Origin of the sequence: Nocardia sp. NPDC051981 (assembly GCF_040680715.1) — a bacterium.
In the GTDB taxonomy this organism is placed as follows: Bacteria; Actinomycetota; Actinomycetes; order Mycobacteriales; family Mycobacteriaceae; genus Nocardia.
This window is the reverse complement of the sequence record NZ_JBFAXK010000023.1, coordinates 26,073-47,429: the sequence shown is the minus strand read 5'-3', so window position 1 is coordinate 47,429 and position 21,357 is coordinate 26,073. Positions and strand designations below refer to the sequence as shown.

The window sequence follows — 21,357 nt, the reverse complement described above, 5'->3', positions numbered from 1 at the left end:
AGAATCCATGGCACTGTCCCTCGGCAATATCGTCTTCGACTGCCACGACGCCGCCGCGCTCGCGGGCTTCTACGCGCAGCTGCTGGACCGCCCGGTCGACGAGGGCGCGAACGAGCATTTCGCGACCATCGACGACGCCGCCGCCACCCCGACGTTCATGTTCGTCCAGGTGCCGGACAAGAACCCGGGCAAGAATGTCGTGCACGTCGACCTGACTGCGGGCGGCACCCTGACCACGGAGGTCGAGCGCGCGGTTGCCCTCGGGGCCAAACATCTCGCGGACTTCGACGAATACGGCGTGAAGTGGGCGACGCTGGCGGACCCGGAGGGCAACCTGTTCGATATCGGCGGCGAGGGCTGACCCCCGCTCGCTAGGAGAGCTCGCGCTTCAGGTTCTCGAGCACCTCGGCCTGGATCTTCTTCAGGCCGAGCGGCGCGAAGATGCCCTCGAAGATGCCGCCGATGCCGCCCGCGCCCTTCCAGGTGGTGCGCACGGTGACCAGCGAGCCGGTACCCGAGGGGGTCACGGTCCAGGCGGTGACCATGGAGGAGTTCGAATCCCGTTCCGTCACCATGGAATCGGAGACCGAGATGACCGCGCGCACATTGCGGGAGCGCTTCTCGGTGGCCTGCAGCGTCCACTCGGCGACGGTGCCGGCGCCCTGGCCGCCCTCGACCACCTTGTAGTCGCGGTAGTGCGCGGAGAGGATCTTGGGCCGCACTGTCTCGTAATCGGCGATCGCGTCGAGGGTGCGCTTCGGATCCGCCGCGACGACGATCGAACTGGAGGCGCTGACCTGTCCCACCATGTGCTCCTTAGTGATTGCGCGGGCCGACCGGCACTCTGCCCTGCTACCGCTCGGTCATGCTACGCCGCATCCGGGTGCGCCGGTTCGCTGCGCCGTGTCGGGTCGGCCACCTATCCTGGGTGCACTACTGCGGGGGAGGACGCGGTGATGACGCGGTTCGTGACCTGGATCCGGCTCAATGTCGACGGTGTCGTGACGCTGGTCGTGCCGGCCACGGCCATTGTGGTCGAGGCCTTCGACAAGTTCGCCGATCTGGACGCGGTCAGCGGCGCGACGCTGCTCGTGCTGAGCCTGCTCGCGCTCACCCTGCTGCGCGACGGCAATCAGACCTCCCGGCTGGTCGCCACGGCGGTGGCGTGCGCCTGGTATACACACTGCGCCAGGTGAATACCTTCTAGCCGGTGAGCAGCAGCCCCGCGGTGGCGGCGGCGGTCGCTGCCACCGCCAGCACCAGGCCGGTCAGCAGGAACCGGCGCATGGGGACCCGTACCGCGTGGGTGCGGCAGAACTCCAGGCACAGCAGTGTGGCCAGGGAGGCCCACGGGGTGATCACCGGGCCCACATTGGTGCCGATCAGCAAGGCCAGCAACTGGTTCCGCTCACTCGGGGAGATCACGGCCTCGCCCGCGGTGTAGGCGGGCAGGTTGTTGACGATATTGGACAGCGCCGCGCCCGTGCCGGCGGCCCGGAACACGCTGGGACCGCTGGAGTCCTGCCCGATCAGATGATCCATCACCGTCGACAGGCCGTGCGCGGACAGCGTGGGCACCACCAGGAACAGCCCGGACACGAAAACCAGCAGCTGCCAGGGGAACAGCGACAGGCGCAGCGCCGACCGGTCGCAGATGGCGAAGGCCAGCACCGCGATGGCCGCGGCCACCGTGGCCGCGATCCCGATCCGATCCCCCACGAACGGAATGGCCAGCACGAACAGCACACACGCGCCCCCGGACGCGTACAGCAGCAGCCGTTCCCGCAGATCCACCGGGCAGATCGGCTCCGGCACCACATACCGGTCGGCCCCGCGCTGCGACCGCCGCCAGTACCACCACCACAGACACAGCATGGTCACCGCGATCGAAAGCAGCTGTGGCAGCCACATTCTGGCAGCGAACCCGGTCGCGTCCAGTGCCACCCGATCCGCCGCCAGCAGATTGGTCAGATTCGACACCGGCAGCAGCAGGCTCGCCGTATTCGCCAGCCACAGCGTCGTCATGGCCAGCGGCAGCGGCGGAATCCGCGCCGGCCCCGCCAGCGCGATCATCACCGGCGTCAGCAGCACCGCGGTCGTATCCAGATTCAGCACCATCGTCGTGGTCGACGCGAACAGCACGCACAGCAGGAACAACCCGGCATAATTCCCACCGGCAATGATCGCCAGCCGATGCGCGATCACATCGAACACCTTGGCCCGCCGAGCCAGATTCGCCAGCACGATCACACTGCCCAGAAACAACAACAACGGCGCGATCCGCCGCATGTTGTCCGCCGCCTCATGCCTGGGCAGCAGTCCCGTCGCCACACACAGCAATCCAACGATCAGCAGCCCGATCCGGACCGAATCCAGCACACTGGGCCGCCGGGGCACGACCGAGTCTGCCCGGAGGGGCGGCGAACCGGATTCCAGCTGTTCGGGCATTGACCAATGATCGCAGCGTCGGCGGGCAGGTCGCACGGGCCGAGAACTGTCGCGCGGGCCGAGAAATCCGCGAGAGGTCAATTCGATTGGCCCCGCGACGCTTTCGATGGCGGGATACTGGCAGGGTGCCGCTGTGGGGTGGGCGGCCGGCGAGCGCCTGCACACCCTCAACGGGCACGGCCGCCATGTGCGCGCGGTCTCCTTCAATGCCCACGGCACCCTGCTCGCGGGCTGCGGCAACGATGGCAGCGTGCGGCTGTGGGACGCCGCCAGCAGGCGGCTGGCCCAGCGCCTGCAGGGCAGCGCGGACGGGCTGATCACCCTGGAGTCCGGCGCCACCGCCAATGACGACGACACCGTCACCCTGTGGACCCGCGAGACCGGCGGCGAGCAGGCCGTCTGCGCCGCGCATCGCGGCCGGGTGCGCTCGATCGCCTTCGACGCGGCGGGCGCGACCATGGCCACCGGCTGCGACGACGGCCATGTCCGGCTCTGGGACGTGGCGTCCGGTGACCTGCTGGCGGGCCAGTTCTGGCACGTGATCGGATTGTGCCGTTTCGGGGCGGGCGAACTGGATCCGTATCTGCCGCGGATCCGGCAGATGGAGCTTGACGACTCGCTGTAAAGAGCTCGGCCGCACCGTAACCCAATTGTTAGCTGAAGTAACAATCATCACCCCGGGGACGGGAATACCCTCGCTACACGGCAGGTCGCACCCGCCGACACGCATGCAAACTGTGCGTGAAAACCCGCCCCGCCGGTGCTCCCCTGCTGGCCGTACCGGTCGGTGCACGCTAGGTTTTCGAAGGTGGCAGTGAGTCTGTTGGGGAAGGCCGGCCGCGCACCGGCCGCACAGGAATCAGGTTTCGCCGCGCATCGGGCCGGAGTCGATCGCCTCCTGGCCTCGTACCGCGCCATCCCGCCGGATGCGAACGTTCGGCTGGCCAAGAAGACGTCCAACCTCTTCCGTGCCCGGGCGCGCAGCACCGCGCCCGGCCTCGATGTGTCCGGATTGACGCAGGTCATCGCGGTGGACCCGGCGGCCCGCACGGCCGACGTGGCCGGCATGACCACCTACGAGGACCTGGTCGCCACCACCCTGCGCCACGGGCTGGCCCCGTTCGTGGTGCCGCAGCTGAAGACCATCACCCTGGGCGGCGCGGTCACCGGGCTGGGCATCGAGTCCACCTCGTTCCGCAACGGTCTCCCGCACGAATCCGTGCTCGAGATCGACGTGCTGACCGGCGCCGGTGAGATCGTCACCGCCACCCGGGACGGCGAACACGCGGATCTGTTCCGCGGATTCCCGAATTCCTACGGCACGCTCGGGTACTCGACCCGACTGAAGATAGAACTCGAACCGGTGCTGCCCTACGTGGCATTGCGGCACATACGGTTCCACGATCTGCGGGAGCTGGAGGCGACGATGACACAGATCATCGCGGACCGCTCCCACGACGGCGAACCGGTCGACTACCTCGACGGGGTGGTCTTCACCGCCGACGAGAGCTACCTGATCCTGGGCCGCCAGACCGACGAGCCCGGCCCGGTCAGCGACTACACCGGCATGGACATCTACTACCGATCCATCCAGCACGATTCGGCGCGGCCCAAGCGCGATCGGCTGACCATCCACGACTACCTGTGGCGCTGGGACACCGACTGGTTCTGGTGCTCACGGGCATTCGGGGCGCAGAACCCACGGATCCGGCGATTCTGGCCCCAGCAGTACCGGCGCTCCAGCTTCTACTGGAAGCTGATCGCGCTGGATCACCGGTACGCGATCGGCGACAAGATCGAGGCGCGGCACGGGAATCCGCCGCGCGAACGGGTGGTGCAGGACATCGAGGTGCCCATGGAGCACACCGCGGATTTCGTGGAATGGTTCCTGCGCGAGATCCCCATCGAGCCGATCTGGTTGTGCCCCTTGCGCTTGCGCGACAATCGCGCGGAAGCGCAGCAGGCGGCCGAACGCCCCTGGCCGCTCTATCCGCTGGAGCCCGGCCGCACCTATGTCAATGTCGGTTTCTGGTCGGCCGTGCCGACCGTGCCGGGACAGCCCGACGGCGCGGCCAACCGTGCCATCGAGCGCAAGGTGTCCGAACTGGACGGTCATAAATCCCTGTATTCGGACTCCTTCTACGGCCAGGATGAATTCGCCTCCCTCTACTACGGCGGCGATACGTACCCCACCCTCAAGAAACGCTACGACCCGGATTCTCGTCTACTGGATCTGTATTCGAAGGCGGTGCAACGCAAGTGACCATGTACAAGGACCGTTCCGACGTATTCGCCGAGCTGGGAACCAAACTCAGCATTGCCGAGATCTTCGAGACCCTCCTCGACGGCCCGGTACCGATCCGCCTGACCTGTTACGACGGCAGCAGCGCCGGACCGGAGGACTCGGAATTCGGCCTGGAGATCACCACCCCGCGCGGCGTCAACTTCATCGCCACCGCGCCCGGCGACCTCGGCATGGCCCGTGCCTACATCTCCGGTGACCTGATCGCCCACGGCGTCGAACCCGGCGACCCCTACGCCCTGCTGAAGGCCATGGCGGGCATGAAGTTCCGCCGCCCCACCGCGCTGCAGCTGGTGGTCATCGCCCGCTCGCTGGGCTGGGAACTGCTCAAGCCGGTGCCCCCGCCGCCACAGGAGGCCATGCCGCGCTGGCGGCGCATCGCACTGGAAGGCTTGCGGCACAGCAAGACTCGTGACGCCGAGGCCATCCACCACCACTACGACGTCTCCAACACGTTCTACGAGTACGTGCTGGGCCCGTCCATGACCTACACCTGCGCGGCCTACGAGGACCCGGCCTGGACGCTGGAGCAGGCCCAGGAGAACAAGTACCGCTTGGTCTTCGAAAAGCTGAACCTGAAGCCCGGCGACCGGTTGCTCGACATCGGCTGCGGCTGGGGCGGCATGGTGCGCTACGCCGCCAAGCGCGGCGTGCGGGTCATCGGCGCCACCCTGTCGGCCGAGCAGGCCGAGTGGGCGCAGGCCAAGATCGCCGAGGAGGGCCTGTCCGACCTCGCTGAGGTGCGCCACAGCGACTATCGCGACGTGCGCGAGGGCGAGTTCGACGCGGTCTCCTCCATCGGGCTCACCGAGCACATCGGCGTGCACAACTACCCTGCCTACTTCGAATTCATCAAGTCGAAGCTGAAGGTCGGCGGCCTGTTCCTGAACCATTCCATCACCCGGCCGGACAACACCCGCATCACCAAGGCGGGCGACTTCATCGACCGCTACGTCTTCCCCGACGGCGAACTGGCCGGCTCCGGCCGCATCATCTCCGAGGTCCAGAACGTGGGCCTCGAGGTGCTGCACGAGGAGAACCTGCGCCGGCACTACGCCCTCACCCTCGCCGAATGGTGCGACAACCTGGTGAAGAACTGGGATGCCGCCGTCGAGGAGGTCGGTGAGGGCACCGCCAAGGTGTGGGGGCTCTACATGGCCGGCTGTCAGCTCGGCTTCGAGCGCAATGTGGTGCAACTGCACCAGATCCTGGGCGTCAAGCTCGGCGCGGACCAGGCCTGGACCGTGCCGCTGCGCCCCTGGTGGAAGGCGTAGGAACCCTCGTAAGACGAAGCGGGCGCGCGGCTTTCGCCGCACGCCCGCTTTCGTTGCTACGAGGACAGGCCCGCCACCGGAATTCCCAGGCGCGCGGTCATCCACGGGAATGACGAGGTGAAGGCCGCCGCCGCGAACTGCCAGGTGTGCCCGCCCTCGGTGGTGTGCACCGTGCAGTTGATATTGACCTGCTGTCCCTGGGCACAGAGCGCCTCGGCCGCGCCGACCTCGCCGGTGTCGTAGACGCCGTCCTTGCCGCCCATGCCGACCTTGCTCTCGTCGATCGACTTCTGCTGCATGTAGGCCTTCGCCTTCGGGTCGGAGGCCATCTTCTTCTGCCACGCGGGCGGCGTCAGATCGTCGAACAGGCCGACGGTATCGGCATACGGGCCGTGCTTCTGCATCACGGTCGTGGGATCGAAGGCCGCCCAGGCCTGCTCGCTGCCGCCGAAGAGCCGCTTGATCGTCTGCTCCTTGGTGCCCGCGGCCGGACCGAGATCACCCGCGATATCCACGAAGGTACCGAACAGTTCCGGATGCATGGTCGCCAGATCCACCGCGCAGGTCCCGCCCATGGACCATCCGACGATCCCCCACTTGGCGGGATCCGCGGACGCGCCGAAGGTCGATTCCACATGGGCGGGAACATCATTGGTGAGGTGGTCGGCCGCATCGCCGCGCGGGCCGTTCACGCATTCGGTGTCGTTGTTGAAACTGCCGCCGGAATCGACGAACACCAGGATCGGCGTCCGGCCGTTGTTGGACTTCGCGAAATCATCCACGCTGGGCATGATCTGACCGCTGCGCACCCAGTCCGCGGGGGTGTTGAACTCGCCGCCGATCATCATGACCACCGGCAGGGCGGGCGGCTTGTCGCCCTGGAACCAGGCCGGCGGCAGGTACACGTATTCGGTGCGGTGATTGAAGTGGCTACCCGATTCCGGAACGTCCACCGGCACGATCCGCCCGGTTCCCACATTCGTGTTCCGCAGCGACGCCAGCGAGTCCAGGCTGGTCTGATGCGGCAGCGGTTCCGCCGTCATGGCAGCCCACGCCGCATTCGCGGTCGGGTAGTACCCCACCCACTGATTCAGCACGACACCCACGTTCAGCAGCGCCGCCGGCACCGCCAGCACGGCCACGATCCGCTGCCACCAGCCACCGGTGCGGATGCCGACCACGGCGGCGGCGAGTGCCGCCCCCGCCAGGCCGATCGCCACCCACAGCAGCATCGGCGCCGGATCCGACGCCAGCCCCTCGTTGTTGGTGTACATCCAGGCGGCCCGCACCACCCCGAGCGCGAACACCACGCAGACCGGCACCCACAGCAGCCACCACCGGCGGGTGAATCGCGCGAACGCCACCACCAGCAGGAAGACCGCGACGAAGGTGATCACCTGGGGCAGCCAGCCGTGCAGCAGTGAAACCCCGTGGTGGAAGCCGCCCCCGAACCCGGTCTGGGTCTGTGCGGGCAACTGCGGTGCCGGAGGCACGGCGGGCGGGGACTGCAGCATCGTCGTCACAGGCACGTCGGCGATTCTCGACACCATTCCTCGAGAAACCCTGTGAATAGGCTGCATGAAGCCTGGATGCTGGGCAAGCGCACCCGATTCGCCGGCTGTACCGCCGAATCCGCTGTTCAGAGCAGCGAATCGAGAAATCGGCGCGGCAGCTCCGGCGCCTCGGTATCGGCGTCCAGCGGCATCTCGTGGCGCATGGTGCGCAGGATGTTCACCACGCCCGGCCCGGCATCGAGCAGCGGCCGGGACCAGCCCAGCCCGGCGCAGCGGACCACCACCGGGGTGAGCACCGCGATGGACTCCCCGAGCCAGCCGGAGACCGACAGGCATTCGGCCAGCAGCAGCGCCGCGTCGAGTTCAGCGCGCGGCCGGTTCTGCTCACGGATGCGCGAATACAGGGCGCGGGCGCGCTTGACCGCGGTGTCGTCGGCGCCGAGCGGGGCCAGGTCGTCGGTGGCGCGGTCCTCGCCGCGGTAGTGCCGGGCCAGCAGGGCACGGATGGTGGCGATCTCCTCCGCCTCCGCGGCCAGCGCCGCCGCGCCGGTGGCATGCCGCAACGCGCGGGCCATCGGATCGGTGACCAGGCCCGCGGTCAGCGCATCGGCGGGCAGGCCCAGCCGCAGGCGCTCGGCCCGGACCTGGGCGGCCAGGCGGGTGAGCCGCCGGTCGGCCGCGATGCGCGCGCCCTCGTCCAGGCGCGCCGCGGCGGTCTCCAGGTCACCGCGGACCGCCTTCACCCGGGCCCCGCTCACGAAGATGGTGACCAGGAAGTCCACCGGGCCGACCCGGGCGGTCAGTTCGTGGCTCTGATCCAGCAGCCGCTCGGCGCTGTCGAGGTCACCGCGCCGGTAGGCCACCTCGCCCAGCAGCGCGGCCGCCACCCGCGCCGAGTTCGAGCGAGACCCCGCGCGGTCGCGGGCGATCTGCCACGCCTGCTCGAAACACCGGGTGGCGGTGTCGATATCGAGCTGCTCGTAGGCGGCGTCGCCCTGCGCGCAGCGCCCGAACACCTCGCCCAGCGGATCGGCCGACCGCACGTGATAGGGCGCGGCCCAGTCCTGCATGTCCCTGGCGCCCTCGAAGTCGAAGTCGCACAGGCGCACGAAGGAGGCCAGATTCGCGGCCGTCGACACCGTCCACGCCGGCAGGTCGTCGGCCAGCTTCAGGCATTCGGTGATCTTGTCGAGCACGCCCTCGGTGCGGTCGCGGGCCACCTGATCGGCCGCGGCCAGCACCGCCGCCTGACAGCGCTGGTTCACCGCCTCGGCGTCGTCGGTGCCACTGCGCGCCAGCATGTTCGACAACCGGCCCAGCGCGGTCCGGGCCGCACCGGACTGCTGCAGGTTCACATTGGCCCGGGCCAGCGCCATCAGCAGCTTGGAACGCGAAGTCACCTGCTGCACCGGCAGTTTCGACACCGTGCCGAACAGGGTCGCCAGCCGGGAGCTGTCGATCAGGTCCATGCCGCCCTTCTCGACCAGGTCCAGCGCGTACTTCAGATCGGTGGCAGCGAGCGCGTGATCGACCGACTGCTTGATCAGATTGTGCTCGGCGAACCAGCGGGAGGCCTTGCCGTGCAGCTTCTTCAGCTGCCCGGGCTGGGCCCGGTCCAAGCGGGCGCGCAGATGCTCGGCCACCATCGGCTGCATCTGGTACCAATTCGGATCGTCGGCGAGCCGGTGCACGAACAGTTCCCGCCGCTCGGCCTGATCCAGCAGATCGGCAGCGTCCTTCGCGCCGGACAGCGCCTCGGCCAGCGAGGCGTTCACGCGTTCGGGAACCGCTATGGCACTGAGGAATTCGAGCATGTGCGGCTCGATGGTGTCGAGCACGTTCTCGGCGAGGTACTCGCGAATCGCCTTGTTGTCGCCGGAGAGTCCGGTGATCAGCCGGTCCACGTCGCGATCGGCCGACCGCAGCGACAGTCCGGCCAGCTGGATCGCGGCAGGCCAGCCGTCGGTGGCGGTGTGGATCTGCTCAACCTGCCGCTCGCTCAATTCCAGCCCCATGCGCTCGACCAGGATCTGCCGGGTCTCCGCCTCGGTCAGCCGCAGCTGACCGGATCCGATCTCCACCAGTTCGTCGGCCACCTGCAGACGGCTCAGCGGCAACCCGGCCCGCTCCCGGCTGGTGATGACGAAACGCAGGTCGTGCGAACAGTTGTCGAGCAGCGACTCCATCACCCGCTGCGCCCCCGCGTCGGTGATCCGATGCCAGTCGTCCACCACCACGACCACCGGGCTCCCGCTCGCGTGCACCTCGTCGATCAGCGCCGACACCGCGTACGGCACCGCCTCGGCGGGCCGCTCCTCCAGCAGCTGCTCGAGCCCCGCGCCGATCTCCGGCCGCACCTTGCGGATGGCGGCGATGATGTGGGCCAGCAGCCATACCTCGTTGTCGTCGTCGCGGTCGATGCTGATCCAGGCGACCGCCACCCCGCGATCGGTGAGCTCGGCACACCACTGCGCGGCGAGGGTGCGCTTGCCGAATCCGGCCGGGGCGTGAATCACCGCCAGCCGGCGGCGACCGCCCGCGCGCAGCGGTTCCAGCAGCCGGGGGCGTGGGATCGGCTCGCGGGCCGGGGTCGGGGGCAGGAATTTCGTTGCGGCCGTGGGCGGCAGCGTATTGCCGACGGCCGCGAACTCGGTGGTGCCGGAGGCCGCGAACACGGCGCTGGGATTGCCCTGCGGCCGCAGCGTCAGCGAGTGGGTACGCGGGGCGGTGACCACGGTGTGCGTGCGCCGGCGCGAATATGTCCGGGTGACAGCGGAATCCGTGCTGTCCACCCCGGGCTGTGCGCTCTCGAGCAGCGCCATCTCGTCCGGGACCTGCCCGTGCTCGCCCTGCACGGTCCGCAGCAGCTCCCCGAATTCCACGGCGCTGCCGGGCCGATCACGCGGATCCGGCGACATGGCCGCCTCGATGGCCGCCGCCACGTCGGGCGGAATCTCGAGCTCCCGCAGATCCGGCACCGGCTGGCTGGTGATGCGCAGGAACTGCGCCACGATCTTCTCCCCGGCCTGCCGTTCGAAGGCGGCGTGACCGGTCAGCAGCGCGAAGAGGGTGGAGCCCAGCCCGTACACATCCGAGCGCACGGTCGGCTCGTCACCCTTGAGCACCTCGGGCGCGGTGAACGCGGGCGAACCGGTGATCAGACTCGTCGAGGTGCGGAAACCCCCTGGGATACGGGCGATTCCGAAGTCGGTGAGCTGCGGTTCCCCATAGCGGCTCAGCAGCACATTCGCCGGCTTCACGTCCCGGTGCAGTACTTCGACCCGGTGCGCGGTCTCGATGGCCCCCGCCAGCTTCACCCCGACCCGCACCGAATCCGTCCAGGACAGCGGCCCGCTGTCCCGCACCACCTGTTCCAGGGAACCGCGGGTCGCATAGGGCATCACGATGAAGGGCCGCCCACTGGGCGTCACATCCACCTGCAGGATGTCGACGATGTTCGGATGCCCCGACAGCCGGCCCATGGCGTGTTCCTCACGCAGGAACCGCTCGCGGCTCTCGTCGTCGATCTCGGTGGAGAGCACCTTGACCGCCACCACCCGGTCCAGGGCGCGCTGGGCACAGCGGTACACCACCCCGAAACCGCCCCGGCCGATCTCCTCCGCGTCGAACAGGCCCATGGCCTCGAGCTCGTCGTCGAGGGTCATGGGAAGGTAGGACTGCGTGGAGTCTTCGGGAGGGGCCTGCTCACTCCGCGAGCCGCCCGGGCGCGCCTGTGGATTCATCTGGACCTGCCTCCGGTGTTCTCCCGCGCATCTTCCAACGTAGCGCGGACCGCACGGGCGTGTGGACCTTTCACTCAGCTCCGGGCGTCCCGCCCGGTCCTGTTCACACACCTGTAAAACACCCGGCCCGGGCCGCGTATTCGCGACCCGGGCCGGGTGTTTCAGCGCTGGAGCGCCGTTGTCACTTGCGCAGCGAAGCCGGAACCTCGAAGCGGCTGCCGAACTTGGCGGCCAGCTCGTCGGCGCGGGCCACGAAGGCTTCCTGTCCACCCGGGTAGCCCACGATGAACTGGTGGGTGCCACCGGTCCAGGCCGGGAAGCCGATGCCGAAGATCGAGCCGATATTGGCGTCGGCGGTCGAGGTCAGCACGTTCTCGTCGAAGCACTTCTGGGTCTCGATGGCCTCGGCGAACAGCATGCGGTCCTTCAGGTCCTGCAGCGAGACGCCCTCGGGCAGCTCGGTGGAGGTCTTGAAGGTGGAGCGCAGCTCCGACCACAGACCGGTGGCCTTGCCGTCGACGTAGTCGTAGAAGCCCGCGCCGCCGGCCTTGCCCTTGCGGTCGAACTCGCCCACCAGCTTGTCGAGGATCTGCGCGGTCGCGCCGGAGGCGGCGTCGATCTCGCCGCCGGCGGCGATGACCGCCTCGGCGGTCTCCTTGTAGATCTTCTGCATGGTGGTGAAGTTCAGCTCGTCCGACAGCTTCAGCGGCGCCGCCGGGTAGCCCGCCTGCAGACCGGCCTGCTCGATGGTCTGCGGGTCGATGCCCTCACCGAGCATCATGATGGCCTCGTTGATGAACTTGCCGATCACACGCGAGGTGTAGAAGCCGCGCGAGTCGTTCACCACGATCGGGGTCTTGCGGATGGCGAGGGTGTAGTCGTACACCCGGGCCAGCGCCTCGTCGGAGGTCTTCTCGCCCTTGATGATCTCGACCAGCGGCATCTTGTCGACCGGCGAGAAGAAGTGGATGCCGATGAAGTCCTCGGCCCGCTTCACGCCATTGGCCAGCAGGGTGATCGGCAGGGTCGAGGTGTTGGAGCCGAGCAGTGCGTCGGCGTCCACGACGTCCTCGATCTCCTGGAAGACCTTGGCCTTCAGATCGGGGTTCTCGAACACGGCCTCGATGACGAAGTCCACGCCCGCGAAGTCGGCCGCGTCGGCGGTCGGCTTGATGCGGTCGAGCAGGGTCTTCGACTTCTCCTCGGTGGTCTTGCCACGCGAGAGCGCCTTCTCCTCGAGCTTGACCGAGTAGTCCTTGCCCTTGTTCGCGGCCTCGATGGTGACGTCCTTCAGGACGACGTCGATGCCGGCCTTGGCGGTGACGTACGCGATGCCCGCGCCCATCATGCCCGCGCCGATCACGCCGACCTTCTTGATCTCACGCTTCGGCACGTCCTTCGGACGCGAACCGCCGTTGTTGATGTGCTGCAGGTCGAAGAAGAACGCCTGGATCATGTTCTTGGCGACCGGACCGGTCAGCAGGGACACGAAGTAGCGCGACTCGATCAGCGAGGCGGAGTCGAAGTCGACCTGCGCGCCCTCGATGGCGGCGGACATGATCGCCTTGGGGGCGGGCATGTTCTGGCCCTTGAGCTGCTTGCGCAGGTTGGCCGGGAAGGCCGGCAGGTTGGCGGCCAGCGACGGGGTGGAGGGGGTGCCGCCCGGGATCTTGTAGCCCTTGACGTCCCACGGCTGCACGCCCGCCTCGGGGTTGGCCTTGATCCACGCCTTGGCGGCCGGGACCAGCTCCTCGACGGAGGCGACGGTCTCGTGAATGAGGCCGGTGGCCTTGGCCTTCTGCGCGTTGAACTTCTGGCCCTGCAGCAGCACGCCCATCAGGCCGTTCGCGATGCCGAGCATGCGGGTGATGCGGGTGACGCCGCCACCGGCCGGGAGCAGGCCCAGGGAGACCTCGGGCAGGCCCAGCTGCACGGCCTTGATGTCGGCCGCGATGCGGTGGTGGGTGGCCAGGGTGATCTCCAGGCCGCCGCCCAGGGCAGCGCCGTTGATGGCCGAAACCACCGGCTTGCCAAGGGTTTCCAGACGACGCAGGTCGTCCTTGATGAAGGTCAGTTCCTCCATGATGGCCGCGGCGTCCGCCGGGGTGGTCTGCATCATGTTCTTGAGGTCACCGCCGGCGAAGAAGGTCTTCTTCGCGGAGGTGATGACGACACCGGTGATGTCGTCCTTCTCGGCGACCAGGCGGTCCACCGTGGCCCGCATGGAGTCCTTGTAGAGCTGGTTCATGGTGTTGGCGCCCTGGTTCGGGTCGTCCATGGTCAGCACGACGATGCCGTCGGCGTCCTTTTCCCAGCCGATCATGTTCTCGGTCATTGTTTTCGATTCTCCTGAAGATGAAAGTCGGTGGGCGTCAGACGCGCTCGATGATGGTGGCGACACCCATGCCGCCGCCGATGCAGAGGGTGACCAGCGCGTAGCGCGCGTTGCGGCGGTGCAGCTCGTCGACCATGGTGCCGGTGATCATGGCGCCGGTGGCGCCCAGCGGGTGGCCCATGGCGATCGCGCCACCGTTGACGTTCAGCTTCTCGTCCGGGATGTTCAGGTCCTTCTGGAACTTCAGGACGACGGAGGCGAAGGCCTCGTTGATCTCGAACAGGTCGATGTCATCGACCGTCAGGCCCGCCTTGGCCAGCGCCTTGTGCGCGGCCGGGGTCGGACCGGTCAGCATGATGGTGGCGTCGGCGCCGGAGGTGGCGGTGGCGACGATGCGGGCGCGCGGGGTCAGACCCGAAGCGGCGCCGGCCTCCTCGGAGCCGACCAGCACCAGCGCGGCGCCGTCGACGATGCCGGAGGAGTTACCACCGGTGTGGACGTGGTCGATCTTCTCGACGTAGGTGTAGCGCTGCATGGCGACGGCGTCGAAGCCGCCCATGTCACCGATGCCGGCGAAGGCCGGGTTCAGCTTGCCCAGGTCGGCGGCGGTGGTGCCGGGACGCATGTGCTCGTCGTTGTCCAGGACGGTCAGGCCGTTGATGTCCTTGACCGGAACGACGGAGCGCGAGAAGTAGCCGTTCTTCCAGGCCTGCTCGGCCAGGTTCTGCGAGCGGACCGCGTAGGCGTCCACGTCGTCGCGGGAGAAGCCCTCGATGGTGGCGATCAGGTCGGCCGAAATGCCCTGCGGCACAATGTAAGCGTTGTAGCTGGTCCACGGGTCCATGAACATGGCGCCACCGTCGGAGCCCATCGGCACGCGGGACATGGACTCCACGCCACCGGCCAGCACCAGGTCGTCGAAGCCCGAGCGGACCTTCTGCGCGGCCATGTTGACGGCCTCGAGGCCGGAGGCGCAGAAGCGGTTGATCTGCACGCCGCCGACGGTGTCGGGCAGGTTCGCGGTGAGCACGGTGGTGCGGGCGATGTCGGCGCCCTGATCACCGACCGGGGAGACGACGCCCAGGATGATGTCCGAGATGCGGTCCTCGTCCAGGTTCGGGAACCGGTTCCGCAGCTCCTCGACCAGACCGGTGGTCAGGTCGATCGGCTTGACCGAGTGCAGCGAGCCCTTCCGGTTCTTGCCGCGCGGGGTGCGGATGGCCTCGTAAATGTAGGCCTCTGTGGTCATATCGGAGTTTTCCTCTCTTGGGTGCGCCGTCACCGCGTTGTGCGGGCAGTGCCATGGCTATAACCTCGCCGACCGGCCCCACGACCGATCGCCTAGACGCTGTACAAACAGCGTCCCGAGCAGGCTCGTTGACGCTCCGGTAGCCCGTACGCCCGGGCCATACCTTAGAACCTCGCGAAACCGATACTCACGGCCACCCGATCATAGTACCGAACTATGCGAACTCCGGTTAACTTAAGTTGCCCCGCAGGGGAACTGTCAACCCTCGAGAGGTGTGGCCCCCAACTCCGACCGCAACAGTGCTAGCGCCACCTCATCCGGGTCGCGGCGCTCCTCCGGAGGCACCGGCTTCGCCGACTCCTCCAGCATCTCCCGCTCCTCCTCCGGCGTAGTAGCAGGTGGGACGCCGTCATAACCTACCGGCGAGTAGTCCCCCGGCCCCGGATCGTCCGGAAGATCCGGCCCGTCAGGCAGCGGAATATCGTCCTCCGGCGGCGCGAACCGGGCACTGTTCGCATCGAACGGATCCCCGCCCGCCGGGCCCGGATCCGCCGGCGCCGGAGCGGCGGGCACTGCGGGTGTGGCGCTCCCCCACCCAGCGGCCGCCGCAGGCTCGGCGACCGGTGCGGCCGCGGCCGCCTTGGCCTGACTCGGGCGCGAGAACTTCGGCGCGGCCTTCTTGGGCGCGGGCTGCCCGCCCGCCGGGGCCCGCCCCGCCGCCTTGGCCGCCGATCCGCCACCGGCGGCCGGTCCCCCGACCTCCCACCGCACATCGTGGTCGCGGCCCAGCACGGCCCGGACCGCAGACCGCACCGCGTCCAGGTTCTGCGGCTGCGACAACCGCTGCGCCAGCGGCGCGTGCAGATGCGCGAAGACGATCGTCTCCCCTTCGACCCGCGCCACACTGGCGCCGGTCAGCAGGGCCTGCACCGCGGCACCGAAGTCCCGCACCTTGGCCCGGATATCCGCCCACGCCGCCTCGATCTCCTGCAGCACGGCGTCACCCACGGGTGCGGAGGCCGCCGGAGCAGCGACCTCTGCCGGTGCCGCAACCGGCTCGGGCGCGGGGACCGGCTCCGGCGCGGGAGTCACGACCGGCTCGGCCTCGGCCACCGGCTCCGCGACCGGCGCGGGCGCGATCGGATCGGCAACCGGCGCAACGGATTCGACCGCCGCAGGCGCGGGCACGGGGTCAGGGGGCACCGGAACCGGCTGCGGCGCAGGGCTTTCCGCTACCGGGGTGGCCGCAACCCGCGGTGCGGCGCTGCCCACCGGGCTCAGCTCGGGCGGCCGGACCGCGGTGCCACCGGTGACGGCCTGCGGTGCGGGATCAGTGGCCTGCGCCGGCGCGGACGCCGTCTCGGCAGCGGAACCTGGCGGCGTGCCGGACTTTTCGGCGCGCAGCGCGGCCAGGGCCGCGGCTCCGCGCCGGCGGTTGTCGCCGCCGGCCGGGGGCACAGCGGGAGCGGCGGATGAGGCCGCGGCCTGGGCAGCCGGAGCGGCCTGCGCCTGCTGCGGGGCGGCAGGGATTGCGCCGCTTGCCATTCGGCGCTCCAGCAGCTCGAGGCGCTGGAGCGTGGCGGTATCGGCGTCCGAGGCCGCCGGAAGAAGCATGCGGGCACTGATGACTTCGAGCAGCAGGCGGGGGTTGGTGGCGCCGCGCATATCGCCGAGGCCCTCGTGCAGGAGTTCGGCGTGGCGGGCCAGGGTGGCGGCGCCGAGGCGCTCGGCCTGGGAGCGCATGCGGTCGATGACGTCGCCGGGGCCGGTGACCAGGTTGCGGTCGGTGGCGTCGGGGACGGCGCGGAGCAGGATCAGGTCGCGCAGCCGCTCGAGCAGGTCGGTGGCGAAACGGCGGGGGTCGTGGCCCGCCTCCACCACGCGGTCGATGGTGCCGAACAGGGCCGCACCGTCGGAGACGGCAAGCGCCTCGATGGCGTCGTCGATCAGGGCGACATCGGTGACGCCGAGCAGCGAGACCGCACGCTGATAGGTGACGCCTTCGGGGCCCGCGCCCGCCAGCAGCTGGTCCAGCACGCTGAGACTGTCGCGCGGGGAGCCGCCGCCGGCGCGAATCACCAAGGGGTACACCGACTCTTCGACCTGCACCCCCTCCTGGTCGCAGATCTTGCCGAGCAGTCCGCGCATGGTGGCGGGCGGGAGCAGCCGGAAGGGGTAGTGGTGCGTACGCGAGCGGATGGTGGGCAGCACCTTGTCCGGCTCGGTGGTGGCGAAGACGAAGATCAGGTGGGCGGGCGGCTCCTCCACGATCTTGAGCAGCGCGTTGAAGCCCGCGGTGGTGACCATGTGCGCCTCGTCGACGATGAAGACGCGGTACCGGGATTCGGCCGGGGCGTAGAAGGCGCGGTCGCGCAGTTCGCGGGTGTCGTCCACACCGCCGTGGCTGGCGGCGTCGAGCTCGATGACGTCGAGATTGCCGGATCCGCCCGGACCGAGCGCCACGCAGGACGAGCAGACGCCGCACGGCTTGGAGGTCGGGCCCTCTACACAGTTCAGCGAGCGCGCGAGGATGCGCGCGGACGAGGTCTTGCCACAACCGCGCGGTCCCGAGAAGAGATACGCATGACTGATCCGCCCGGTGTCGAGCGCGATACTCAGCGGATCGGTGACGTGCTCCTGACCCACCACTTCAGCGAACGTTGCCGGTCGGTACTTCCGGTACAGAGCCACGGGGAGAGGTTACCGGGGCGCACCGACAGGCGGTGCCGCGCCGCCGGGCCGGTCGTCCGGTACGCCGCTTGCGTCCGTCCATCCATTCAAACTATGACGTAGATCACACCCATTCCTGGGGCCCGGTCGGAACCGACCGTCCCGAACGGATATCTCGACAAATCCCACAGCAAATTCTCAGCGTGCCCATAGCGGCCATTTGTCCAAGACCCCTGACCTGCTATGCCACCAGATACAGACTTACGTTCTGTTTCAACTTCAGAGATCCGACATAACGATCCAGTCAATCGATGCGGCAAGAACGCAATCGCTTGGCTACCGTGGACGACGGCAACTTCGGTAGCCAAACCTTCATCAGGTTGGTCGCCCCGGCCGGTCCCTCATCCCGGCCGGAGCACAACCAAATCCCCCGGAGGACATGTCTCGTGCAGTCGCGTGACGACATCGCCGCAGCCTGGCTCTCCAGTACCGAATTCGCCGGCGATTCCGCCGCGGTCGGACTGCTCAGCCGGGCCATCAGCCCGCACGATTACGACATCCGGCGCGACTCCCTACCCGTGTCCGCCGCCGCCGATCCAGCCACCGCGGGCGCGATTCTGGAACTGCTGCAGCGCGGCCAGGTGCCGACCCTGGCGGCGATCCACACCCTCATCGTGCAGAACGACATGCGGGCCGAGGCCGAGCGCATCGAGCGGCTGGGCCGGCGAGCGCAGCGCAGCATCGACGATTTCGGACGGGTGCTGGCGAAACTCACTGACAACTACTGGATCGCGCACGGCACCGGCCCGACCCGGCGCGACATTCTGCTCTCCGAACCGGCGATCGCCCTGATCCGCGAGCGGGTGGGCGATATCCCGCCGACCGCCATCAAGCATCTGTGGCTGATCGAGCGCGCCCAGCGCGCGGGCTGGATCGCCTACAACGCCGCGCCCCGATCCCTGTGTGCCGGAAGGCGCTTCCATGCCGCCCGGTACGGCAACCGGGTGTCGCTGCGCCCGGTGAACACCATCGGCACGCTGGTGGCGGCGTATCTGCGGGACCAGGTGGCCGAGCAGGGCCGCCCGCCGCGCTGGTCGGTGCTGGCCTACGAATTGCGCGACGATCGGGGGCGGCGCGTGTTCAACGACACAGCCGACGCCCGGGCACAGCAGCAGTGGCTGGTGACCGCAGAATGGATGGCGCTCGACGAGGGCAATCCAGTCCCCGGCCCGCGCGGATTGCGCGCGCTGACCAAAAAGGCCAAGGATCGTCGCAGCTAGGGCTGTTAACGGCAGGTATCCGAAGCCTCATTTTTGTAACAGCGCCTTAACGTGAGGATTCGGTAACTTCCACGCAACGCGATCACCGCGTGGAAGGAGTTACCGCATGACACCTCATCTCGACCCGGCGGCGACGGCCTGGCTGCTGGCCGCCACGGCGCTGGTGCTGCTGATGACACCCGGACTGGCGATCTTCTACGGCGGCATGGTGCGGTCCAGCGGTGTGCTCAACATGCTGATGATGAGCTTCATCTCGATTCCGCTGGTCGCGGTGGCGTGGCTGCTGTTCGGATACAGCCTGGCCTTCGGGGACGACGCGGGCGGCGGGATCATCGGCGATCTCGGGCATTTCGGGCTGGCCGGAATCGATCCGAACACGCTGCACGTGGTGGACAACAAGAGCGGGGCGGCGGTGCCAGAGCTGTTGTTCGTCACCTTCCAGCTGACCTTCGCGATCCTGACCGTGGCGCTGATCAGCGGCGCGATCGCCGACCGCGCCAAGTTCTCGGCGTGGATGATCTTCGTGCCGGCCTGGGCGCTGATCGTGTACGCGCCGATCGCGCACTGGGTGTGGACGCCGGACGGCTGGCTGACCAAGCTGGGCGCGCTGGATTACGCGGGCGGTCTGGTGGTCGAGATCGCCTCGGGCGCTTCGGCACTGGCCATGGCGCTGGTGCTGGGACCGCGGGTGGGCTTCAAGACCGATGCCATGCGGCCGCACAATCTGCCGTTCGTCCTGCTGGGCGCGGGCCTGCTGTGGTTCGGCTGGTTCGGCTTCAATGCGGGTTCGGCCCTGGCGGCCAATGGCATTGCCGCCGCGGTGTTCCTGAACACGCTGGTGGCGGGCTGTCTGGGCATGCTGGGCTGGCTGGTGGTCGAGGCGCGGCGTGACGGCAAGCCGACCACCTTCGGCGCGGCCTCGGGCGCGGTGGCCGGTCTGGTCGCGATCACGCCGTCCTGCGGCGAGGTGAACACCATCGGCGCGGTGATCGTGGGTCTGGTTGCGGGCGTGGTGTGTTCGTTCGCGGTGAGCTGGAAGTTCAAGGGCAACTACGACGATTCGCTGGACGTGGTGGGCGTGCACTTCGTCGGCGGCATCGTGGGCACGCTGCTCATCGGCTTCCTGGCCTCGGCGGTCATGACCGGTGGGCCGAAGGGCCTGTTCTACGGCGGCGGACTGGGTCAGCTGGGTAAGCAGATCGTGGGCGTGCTGACGGTGGCGGCCTTCGCCTTCGGCGTGACCTTCCTACTGGGCAAGGTGCTGGACAAGCTGATCGGCTTCCGGATCACCAAGGAGGACGAGATCGGCGGCATCGACTTCGCGCTGCACGCGGAGACCGCCTACGCCGAGGGCGTGCACGGGCACGCGCCGAGCCGGATCGCCAAGCCGCACGGGCACTGAGCTGAGCGATATTTCGAGCCCCGCTGCGTCGCGCAGCGGGGCTCGAATGCTTTTGCGGTCCGGTTCAGTTCACCTTGCTCGCGGAGACGCTGAAGGTATTGCACTGGAGGGTGCGGTCCTTGTCGTACCCGATCTCGAACCAGCCGCCCATGTTCTGGGCGGTGCCGTGGTCGCGCATGTCGCCGGGTCCGTCGCCGCGGTGATAGGCGTCATTACGGGCCACGCCGATCTGGGCGCTGGTCAGCGAGCCGCCATTGCTGGAGGACGACAGGTACATGCCGTCGAAGCACTGGGCCTGCAATTCGGTGCGGCGGGACAGTTCCAGGCCGGTGTCGCTGCGGGAACCGGCGTCGCGGCGCTGCTGGTGCACCTTGCCGAGAATGCCGGCCTGGGCCTGGACGTGATGGCCGTATTCATGGGCGAAGACGGACAGATAGACGACCCAGTTGTTGCCGAAGAGATCGGTTTGCAGCTGGCTGATCGGCATGTAGATGGTCATGTCCGCCGAGCAGTAGAAGGCCGCGAAATTGGTGCTGTTCCCGGTGCACAGGGTGGTGATTCCGGTGGTGTCGGCGGACACGTTCAGCTTGGGCGCCTGGAACGGCAGATTGATCTTGTCGAACAACGGTTTCCACGTCGAGTGCAGGCAGTCCGCCGCGGTTTCGAAGAACTTGCGCGCCACCTCGACCTGGGTGCCCCACGGCGTGTAGGCGCACTTGGCCGGCAGCAGCGTGTAATCGGCATTGGTGAGCAGCGGGTTGTCGGCCGTGGCCGCGACACCGTGGTTCTCGCCGGCGTCCCCCGAGTAGACGGTCTTCACGGTCGAGCCGGCATTGATGGAATTCAGGCCGGTGGTGATGGCGGTGCGCAGCAGCACGCCCGTCACCAGCAGGACCAGGATCACCACCAGCACACCGATCCGGCCGCGGCGCGGCGGCGCGGGCCGGGTCATCGGGATCGCGCCGGTCGGCGGGGCGGCGGTGGGCGGCGGCATGGGCGCGCGGTAGGCGGGCCGGGCCGGGTAACCGGGCGGCTGGCCGTGGCCGGGCGGCGGAAAGCCTTGGTGCGGTGGGTATCCCGGCCGGGGCGCACCCGCAGCGGGCGGGGGCGGATATCCCGGGCGCGGGGCTGGATACCCGG

General features: G+C 68.5%; 15 protein-coding genes. 7 read left to right on the top strand and 8 right to left on the bottom strand.

The window, feature by feature from the left end:
- Nucleotides 1-7: 7 nt before the first annotated feature.
- Nucleotides 8-361, top strand: a complete 354-nt coding sequence (locus AB0L60_RS31460; RefSeq protein WP_364621336.1) for a VOC family protein — start codon at nucleotides 8-10, stop codon at nucleotides 359-361.
- Nucleotides 362-371: 10 nt separating this feature from the next.
- On the opposite strand, the gene AB0L60_RS31455 is transcribed toward AB0L60_RS31460, so the two are convergent.
- The gene (locus AB0L60_RS31455; RefSeq protein ID WP_364621334.1) at nucleotides 372-806 is read right to left on the bottom strand and encodes an SRPBCC family protein; all 435 of its coding nucleotides are present in this window, start codon (nucleotides 804-806) and stop codon (nucleotides 372-374) included.
- A 150-nt stretch (nucleotides 807-956) separates the two neighbouring features.
- On the opposite strand from AB0L60_RS31455, the gene AB0L60_RS31450 reads away from it, so the two are divergent.
- Nucleotides 957-1,196, top strand: coding sequence for a hypothetical protein (locus AB0L60_RS31450; RefSeq protein ID WP_364621331.1), 240 nt, complete (start codon nucleotides 957-959; stop codon nucleotides 1,194-1,196).
- Between the two features lie 7 nt (nucleotides 1,197-1,203).
- Here the strand turns inward: AB0L60_RS31450 and AB0L60_RS31445 are convergent, their stop codons facing one another.
- Nucleotides 1,204-2,448 carry an SLC13 family permease gene (locus AB0L60_RS31445; protein ID WP_364621328.1) on the bottom strand — a complete coding sequence of 415 codons (1,245 nt, stop codon included), beginning with the start codon at nucleotides 2,446-2,448 and terminating at the stop codon, nucleotides 1,204-1,206.
- Between the two features lie 133 nt (nucleotides 2,449-2,581).
- Here AB0L60_RS31445 and AB0L60_RS31440 point away from each other — a divergent pair, with 133 nt between their 5' ends.
- The 3 genes from AB0L60_RS31440 (at nucleotide 2,582) to AB0L60_RS31430 (ending at nucleotide 6,024) form a co-directional block, all read left to right on the top strand.
- The gene (locus tag AB0L60_RS31440) at nucleotides 2,582-3,073 is read left to right on the top strand and encodes a hypothetical protein (RefSeq protein WP_364621325.1); all 492 of its coding nucleotides are present in this window, start codon (nucleotides 2,582-2,584) and stop codon (nucleotides 3,071-3,073) included.
- A gap of 189 nt (nucleotides 3,074-3,262) precedes the next feature.
- Nucleotides 3,263-4,711, top strand: a complete 1,449-nt coding sequence (locus tag AB0L60_RS31435; protein ID WP_364621574.1) for an FAD-binding oxidoreductase — start codon at nucleotides 3,263-3,265, stop codon at nucleotides 4,709-4,711.
- A gap of 2 nt (nucleotides 4,712-4,713) precedes the next feature.
- Complete coding sequence (locus AB0L60_RS31430) at nucleotides 4,714-6,024, top strand: class I SAM-dependent methyltransferase (protein ID WP_364621571.1); 1,311 nt, start codon at nucleotides 4,714-4,716, stop codon at nucleotides 6,022-6,024.
- Nucleotides 6,025-6,080: 56 nt separating this feature from the next.
- On the opposite strand, the gene AB0L60_RS31425 is transcribed toward AB0L60_RS31430, so the two are convergent.
- The 5 genes from AB0L60_RS31425 to AB0L60_RS31405 form a co-directional block, all read right to left on the bottom strand.
- Complete coding sequence (locus AB0L60_RS31425) at nucleotides 6,081-7,553, bottom strand: alpha/beta hydrolase-fold protein (protein ID WP_364621322.1); 1,473 nt, start codon at nucleotides 7,551-7,553, stop codon at nucleotides 6,081-6,083.
- Nucleotides 7,554-7,663: 110 nt separating this feature from the next.
- Entirely contained in the window at nucleotides 7,664-11,281 is a 3,618-nt protein-coding gene (locus AB0L60_RS31420) for a protein kinase (protein ID WP_364621319.1), read from the bottom strand.
- 181 nt (nucleotides 11,282-11,462) lie between these two features.
- Nucleotides 11,463-13,616 (bottom strand): 3-hydroxyacyl-CoA dehydrogenase NAD-binding domain-containing protein, encoded by a 2,154-nt coding sequence (locus tag AB0L60_RS31415; protein ID WP_364621317.1) that lies wholly within the window; start codon nucleotides 13,614-13,616, stop codon nucleotides 11,463-11,465.
- 37 nt (nucleotides 13,617-13,653) lie between these two features.
- Nucleotides 13,654-14,865 carry an acetyl-CoA C-acetyltransferase gene (locus AB0L60_RS31410; protein ID WP_364621314.1) on the bottom strand — a complete coding sequence of 404 codons (1,212 nt, stop codon included), beginning with the start codon at nucleotides 14,863-14,865 and terminating at the stop codon, nucleotides 13,654-13,656.
- A gap of 258 nt (nucleotides 14,866-15,123) precedes the next feature.
- Nucleotides 15,124-17,556 carry a DNA polymerase III subunit gamma and tau gene (locus AB0L60_RS31405; protein WP_364621312.1) on the bottom strand — a complete coding sequence of 811 codons (2,433 nt, stop codon included), beginning with the start codon at nucleotides 17,554-17,556 and terminating at the stop codon, nucleotides 15,124-15,126.
- Nucleotides 17,557-17,981: 425 nt separating this feature from the next.
- On the opposite strand from AB0L60_RS31405, the gene AB0L60_RS31400 reads away from it, so the two are divergent.
- Nucleotides 17,982-18,815 carry a hypothetical protein gene (locus tag AB0L60_RS31400; protein WP_364621309.1) on the top strand — a complete coding sequence of 278 codons (834 nt, stop codon included), beginning with the start codon at nucleotides 17,982-17,984 and terminating at the stop codon, nucleotides 18,813-18,815.
- Nucleotides 18,816-18,921: 106 nt separating this feature from the next.
- A complete protein-coding gene (locus tag AB0L60_RS31395; RefSeq protein ID WP_364621306.1) occupies nucleotides 18,922-20,217 on the top strand; it encodes an ammonium transporter in 1,296 nt (431 codons plus the stop codon).
- A 64-nt stretch (nucleotides 20,218-20,281) separates the two neighbouring features.
- Here AB0L60_RS31395 and AB0L60_RS31390 read toward each other — a convergent pair whose 3' ends face one another.
- The gene (locus tag AB0L60_RS31390; RefSeq protein ID WP_364621303.1) at nucleotides 20,282-21,211 is read right to left on the bottom strand and encodes a neutral zinc metallopeptidase; all 930 of its coding nucleotides are present in this window, start codon (nucleotides 21,209-21,211) and stop codon (nucleotides 20,282-20,284) included.
- Nucleotides 21,212-21,357: the final 146 nt, after the last annotated feature.